This window comes from bacterium, assembly GCA_035529855.1.
Classification (GTDB): Bacteria; RBG-13-66-14; B26-G2; order WVWN01; family WVWN01; genus WVWN01.
The window spans coordinates 24,558-30,855 of record DATKVX010000097.1; the positions used below are offsets into that span (position 1 = coordinate 24,558).

Annotated in this window: 4 protein-coding genes; all 4 read right to left on the reverse strand. The window is 61.7% G+C overall.

The features are described from left to right. Nucleotide 1 precedes the first annotated feature (1 nt). The 4 genes from VMX79_10375 to gcvH are packed head-to-tail and all read right to left on the reverse strand — an operon-like array spanning nucleotide 2 to nucleotide 5,309. Nucleotides 2-1,075: a biotin/lipoate A/B protein ligase family protein gene (locus VMX79_10375; protein HUV87504.1), complete on the reverse strand. Its 1,074-nt coding sequence runs from the start codon at nucleotides 1,073-1,075 to the stop codon at nucleotides 2-4. Beyond that, complete coding sequence (locus VMX79_10380) at nucleotides 1,057-3,561, reverse strand: FAD-binding and (Fe-S)-binding domain-containing protein (protein HUV87505.1); 2,505 nt, start codon at nucleotides 3,559-3,561, stop codon at nucleotides 1,057-1,059. The genes VMX79_10375 and VMX79_10380 overlap by 19 nt, the downstream gene beginning before the upstream one ends. Before the next feature lie 43 nt (nucleotides 3,562-3,604). After that, nucleotides 3,605-4,846, reverse strand: coding sequence for a nickel-dependent lactate racemase (gene larA, locus VMX79_10385; protein HUV87506.1), 1,242 nt, complete (start codon nucleotides 4,844-4,846; stop codon nucleotides 3,605-3,607). A gap of 34 nt (nucleotides 4,847-4,880) precedes the next feature. Then, entirely contained in the window at nucleotides 4,881-5,309 is a 429-nt protein-coding gene (gcvH, locus tag VMX79_10390) for a glycine cleavage system protein GcvH (protein ID HUV87507.1), read from the reverse strand. Between the last annotated feature and the right edge of the window lie 989 nt (nucleotides 5,310-6,298).

Sequence of the window (6,298 nt, forward strand, 5' to 3'; positions counted from 1 at the left end):
TCTAACCGGCCAACCCCAAGGCGGCCAGGTAGTGGTCGGGCTCGACGCCCGGCGTATCCACCTTCGTTTTGCCGTAGAAATCCTCGATGGTGTCGCTCACCGGCCGGGGTTCGTACGGCGCGCCGACGATGGCTCCCTCCAACTCCTCGAGGCCCGCCCGCGGCACCATGGTGAAGTCGCCCGTTATGGATACGTCGTCGATTACGTCGTCCACCACCTCGGCGTAGCAGCTCAGCAGGCCGCCGGGCGCCTTGTGGACGCCGTCGACGAAGCGCACGCCCTCGCGCACGCGCGTCTCGCGGGCCGCGGGGCGGCGTATCTTCCGGAACAGGAACTCGTCGGAGCGGAACCGCGCCTCGAGCTCGCGCATCTTGGCGCGGAGCTCGTCGTCCGGCGCCGCCTCTTCCAGCGGCCCCAGGACCTCCGCGAACCGGCGCTTGAGCGCGGCCGCCACTTCCTCGCGCGGCACCAGCCGGCCCGTCTCCCGGCGAAGGGTGGTGAGGTTTTCGGCGAGCGACTTGTGGAACTTGTCGCGGAACTTCTCGTCCGGCACTTTCAGGATGCGGGGCATAAGTTCGTAGTCGAAGTCCAGCAGGATGCCGCCCACGAACGCCATACAGGGCCCAATATCGGCGCCGCCCTCGCCGGTGATCTTGCGGCCTTCCCGCGTCACAAGGTCGTTGATGGGCCGGAACGAGACCTCCACCCCCATGTCGCCGTAGGCGTCTACGGCCGGCTGGGAGAACTTGCGGTAGACGCCGTCCACGGAGCGCGGCACGAGCGGGTTGTCGCGGCGGAGTATCAGCTGGTAGAAGACCTGGCTCGAGTCGAGGAGGGTCGCGCCGCCGCCCACCTCGCGCCGCATTACCTGCAGGCCGTTTTTAAGACAGAAGTCGAGGTCGATGACCTCGCGCGTGTCCTGGAAGTAGCCGACGCAGGCGATGGGGGAGGCCGGCGAGACCAACATCAACCCCTCGCGCCCCAGGTGCGCCAGCGCGTGGAAGCAGAGCATCGAGTCCAGCTTGGGCCGCAGTCCTAAGTCGTAAACTTTCATCGCTACTTGATCGCTTTCCATACCAGGTCGAGGAGGTTGGCGACCTTCAAGCCGTCGCCGTTGCCGCCGATGGCTTGCGCCCCCGACCGCAGCGTAAGCTCGCACGTCGGGCAAACGGTTACGACCGTGTCGGCCCCCGTGGCCGCGGCCTGTTCCGCCCGCGAGACCGCCAGCCGGCCCGAGAGCTCGGGCGCGGACGTTATGATGCCGCCGCCGCCGCCGCAGCACCGCGACGTATTCTTCGACAGCGGCATCTCGACGACGTCGACGCCGATGGCCTTCAGTATCTCCCGCGGCTCCTCGATTATTCCCGCGCCCCGGGATAGGTGGCACGGGTCGTGGTAAGTGGCCTTGAGCTCGAGGTTCTTGGGCGACGCGTCGGCCAATTTCTCCGCGATGAACTGGAGGGCGTGCTTGACGGGCCGGCCGTATTCCTCTTTGAGGAACACGGTACACGTCGGGCAAAACGTGATGAGCTCGCCTTCGGGGACCATCCGGTTGAACTTCTTCTTCTGCTCTTCGAACTCGTCCCAGTATCCCAGGATCTTGAGCGGGTTGCCGCAGCAGGTCTCCTCCACGATCTTGGCCTTGACGCCGAGCTTGTCGAGGATGCGGGTGAACATTTTGACCATATTGGGCCGCTGGGCGTATTGGCAGCCGAGGTAGAGGAGCGCCTCGCCCTCCTGCGGTTTTATGGCCGCCTCCTTTTCGCCGTAGATGTTGCCGGTCTCGCGGACTTTGGCCACAAGGTCCTCGTGCACCGGCATCTTGTGGCCGGCTTTGACGAGGGAGGCCCGCGCCGCCTCCACGATGGGCGCGACCTCGATCTTGGTGGGGCAGCGGCGCGTGCAGTCCATGCACATCGTGCACGAGAAGAGCCGCTCCACGACTTCGTCGCCGGGTTTCAGGTCGCCTTGCAACATGGCGTACGAGGCCATGAGCCGCCCTTTCGAACCCGCGGCGTCCCAGCCGATATCCGAGAGCGTGGGGCATACCGCCTTGCAGAAGCCGCAGTGGGTGCAGGCGTTGAGCTCCATCTCCCACTTCTGTAGCGCCTCCATCCCCTCGCCGTACTCGCGCTTGCCGGTTTTGTAGCGGAGGAAGTGGATGATGCCGGGCTGGTCCCAATCCATGAGCTTGCCGGGGTTCAGGATGTTGTTGGGGTCCAGCGCCCGCTTTATTTTGCGCATCGCCTCCAGCGAGTCGGCGCGTTCCTTCTTGAAGTACGGCGCCTTGGTGATCGCGACGCCGTGCTCGCCGGTCACGGTCCCGCCCAGCGCCAGGACCGCGTCGAAGACCTCCTCGTTGGCCTTCTCGGCCCGCTCCCACACGTCGGCGTCGGTGGGGTCGATGATGAACTTGGTGTGAAGGTTGCCGTCGCCGGCGTGGCCGTACGTCGGGATGTAAATACCGTCGTAGCGGTCCTGGATCTCGTGGAACGCCATGACGGCCTTCGGGACCTGGGAGGGCGGAACGGCCATATCGTCCGCCAGCATGACGGTGACCATTCCCTCCTTAAAGCGCGAGAGCGCCGGGATCATGGCCTTGCGGCCTTTTTGCAGTTCGGCGATTTCGTCCGGGTCCTCGGTGAACGTGACGTCGACGGCGCCCGCCTTTCGGGCCACGTCCGCGACGATTTCGATTTCGTCCTTGACCGTCGCCGGGTGGCCGCTGACGCCTATGAGTAGGATACCCTCGACCTCCGGCAGGCCGAGGCCGGTGGCCTTGTTGACCGCCTGGATGCAGATGTTGTCCATTATCTCGAGCGAGTGCGGGATGAGCGGATGGCCGATGATGTCGGAGACGCATTGGCCCGCCTTCTCCAGGTCGTCGAAAACCGCCATCGCGAGCGCGTTCTTTTCGGGAAGCGGCACGATACGGAGGATTATTTCCGTAACGACGCCCAGCATACCCTCGGACGCCACCATCAGGCGGTCGAGCTGGAAGCCGGAGGCGTTCTTGAGGGTGCGGGTGCCGCTGTGAATTATCTCGCCCGTGGGCAGGACTATTTCGCAGCCCAGGAGGTAGTCGCGGGTGGCGCCGTACTTGACGGCATTGACGCCCGAGGCGTTGGCGACGACCATGCCGCCGATAGTGGCGACGTCGCCCGAGCCCGGCGCCGGCGGGAAGAAGAACTTCTGCGGGTTGAGGAAATCGTTGAGTTGTTGGTATACCACGCCCGGTTCGACGACGACGTAGAAGTCCTCGGCGTGAACCTCCTTTATCTTGTTCATCGCTTGGAGGTCGAGGACGATGCCGCCCTTGATGGGAACGGCGTGGCCGCACAACGCGGTCCCGGCGCCGCGCGGCGTTACCGGGATCTTGTGCTCGTTGGCGAGCTTGAGAATTCCGGAAACCTGTTCGGCGTTCGCCGGCCGTACGACGACCTCGGGTTCGTGGAGGTGGATGCCGGCGTCCGCGGCGTACGCGCGGAGCTCCACCGGCGAAACCGTGTAGCCGGTTTTACCTACGATTTTCTCTATCTTTTTGAGGATATCCTTGTCCATGCCAACCTCCGGCGGCGCCCGACGCGACGGCCGGGCCGCGCGGTTAAGATCCTATCATCGGAATCGACATCGAGCCGTTCATCATAACCAGCACGCGCGCGCCCGCGCCCTTCGCCGCCAGCGCGTCGTCGAACGCCTGCTGGAGGTCTTTGTACGGTTTTATAAAGGCCTTCTTGAGCGTCTCGTCGTCGAGGTCGGTGACGCCCCACATCTCGCCCTTGACGGCGATTTCGGCCATCTTGCCGGCCTTGTGCCAGCCGAGCTTGTAGTCCGACTCGAGCTTGGCATGCGTTTCCTGCGGCGTGGCGCAGCTCGCCAGCAGCTCCAGGAACGCCTCGTCGCCCACGCCGGTCCGGCACTTCGATACCATTATGAGGATGCCGCCGTCCTTCATCGCGAGCTTGCCGTTGTCGAGCGCCTTCTGCGACTGGTAGAGGTCGATGTCCATCGGGTAGGGCGCGACGCTCACGACGACGTCGGCCTCCCCGGAGACCGGTACGCAGAAGACCTCGTTCGCGGCCTGGATGGCCGCGTAGAACGAGTCGTGGATGTGACCCGCGGTCGCGGCGTAAAGGCGGTGCTCGCCGTCGAGTACCGTCATGATGGAGAAGATCTCCTTGTCCGCGATCGTCTTAAGCGCGTCGACCATGTCCTCGTGGACCGGGTTGCCCTCCAGGGCGAGCGCCTTGGCCTCAGGCCGGAGCGCGTACTTGTGGTTCTGCTCAATGGTCTTGCGGGAGGCGATGCCGGGCAGGAAGGCCTTGCGGCCGCCGGTGTAGCCGCCGAAGTAGTGCGGCTCGACGGAGCCGATGATGACTATTTTATGGGCGTCGACGCCGGCGCGGTTGACGTACATCTCGGTGCCGTTGGTGGAGGTGCCGATGTGGACCATATCCTCGTCGCGTGTGGCGTCGTGGATTATTATGCGGTCCTTGACGTCGTCGTAAAGGCCGCCGAAGATCTCGCGCAGCTCCTCCTCCGTGGGCGCGCGGTGGGCGCCGGTGGCGATAATGTAGGAGGCGTTCACGCCGGCGAGGTCGTCTTTGATGAGCTCGAGGACCCGGGCGGTGGGGGTGGGGCGCGTGGCGTCGTTGACGATGAAGAGGACGTCGCGCGCGTCCGCCAGGAAGTCGGCGAAGGCCTTGGCGTTGATGGGGTTGGCCAGCGCTTCCGCCAGGACCTTACCCTCGTCGCGGGCTTCGACCTTGTTGGGATAAACTACCTCGGCGTCGTCCGGCACCTCGAGCGGCACCGTCTCCTTGCCGTAGGGGACGTCCAGTTTCATACTACCACCTCCGCCGGTAGACGGCCCGGGGTTGCTAGCCGCTCTCTTCGGCCTTCTTCATCTCGCCTTTCATCCACGCCGCGACGGCGTCGCCCTGCATGAGGGCCGCTTTCTCGCTCTCCCAGTCGGACGGTTGGATGACCATAATCCAGCCGGCGCCGTAGGGGTCCTTGTTGATGAGCGTGCTGTCGCCCTCCAAATCTTCGTTGACCTCGACGATGGTTCCCGAGACCGGCGCCACGAGCTTGCCCACCCACTTCGACGACTGGACCTTGCCGCAGGTCTCGCCCGCCGCTACGTCGTCGTCCTCGAAGGGGAGGTCGACGTAGACGACGTCGCCCGCGGCCTTCTGGAAGAAGTCGTTCATGCCGACGCGCACGCGGCCGTCGTCCTCCAGCTTCGCCCACGCGTGCTCGCCGTGGTAATACAGCTCGTCCGGAAGGTCGTAATCTGCGATCTTCATTATACTGCCTCCGTTACTATATAAGCGAAGCGTCCGATACTAGGCTGTAAACCCTTCGATCTTATCAGTAAAATCTTTAACGGTCGCCTTAGTAATTTCCTCGAATTCGAGGGACCCTTTTTCAGTTTTCCAATATTGAAACCAGGTTATAAGGTTTTCTTTATCGAGGCCGAAAATCGCGTGTAAAGTATCCGGATCGACGGTCCCCGTTATTAATATCCCTCCAACTTCCGCGGTGGCTTTTTCGCGTTTAATATCCCCAATATAGGCCAATAATTGTTCGACTGCCCGCCGTTCGCCATTACTATTCTTCAGCTCTACGACTAGTATCCTCCCGTCAGAACCGTCGCATAATATATCTAACCTTTTAGTCGACCCGGAGGGTTTGTATTCTTCGTCAATAATTCTGGTTAAACCGAGTTTTGGGTGGGTATATACTTTTATAAACGCGGCTTGAAGGTCATTTTCTTTCTCGAATAGTCCCCCTTTCGCCCCGGCCGGGTACGGGTAAATGTGAATAAAATCGTCTAGCCGAGTTTCTTCGAGACGTTTGCATTTATTTAACGGGGCCGTTAAATATAAACCCTTTCGGGATATATACTCCTTGTATTAAGTTAAAATTTTTCGGGCCCCGTTTTTCATATCCCGCGCCTTGTATTGCGCTCCGAAGTTTTAGCGTAATAACGCCGCGCTTTTTGATACCGGTACGCCATTTTTTAATGGCTTTATCGAGCTTCATTTTGTTCTTTTTCGGTAGCATTTTAACGCCTCCCTATCGCTTTAACGGGGTATTAAAAACAAAACCAAAGTCAATAATAATCCGGAAGTAAGAATTAAAACCCCACACCGCATCGTATTCCTCCGCTTTCCTTTGGCGCCCTGACCTCGTTAGCCGTATTCCTATCCGCCGGGATGTACGGGCCTTAGCCGCCGATATCTCTAAAAAACCGTTTCCGCGAAAACCCCCTCAATTCGCTTGCGCCCCCCCC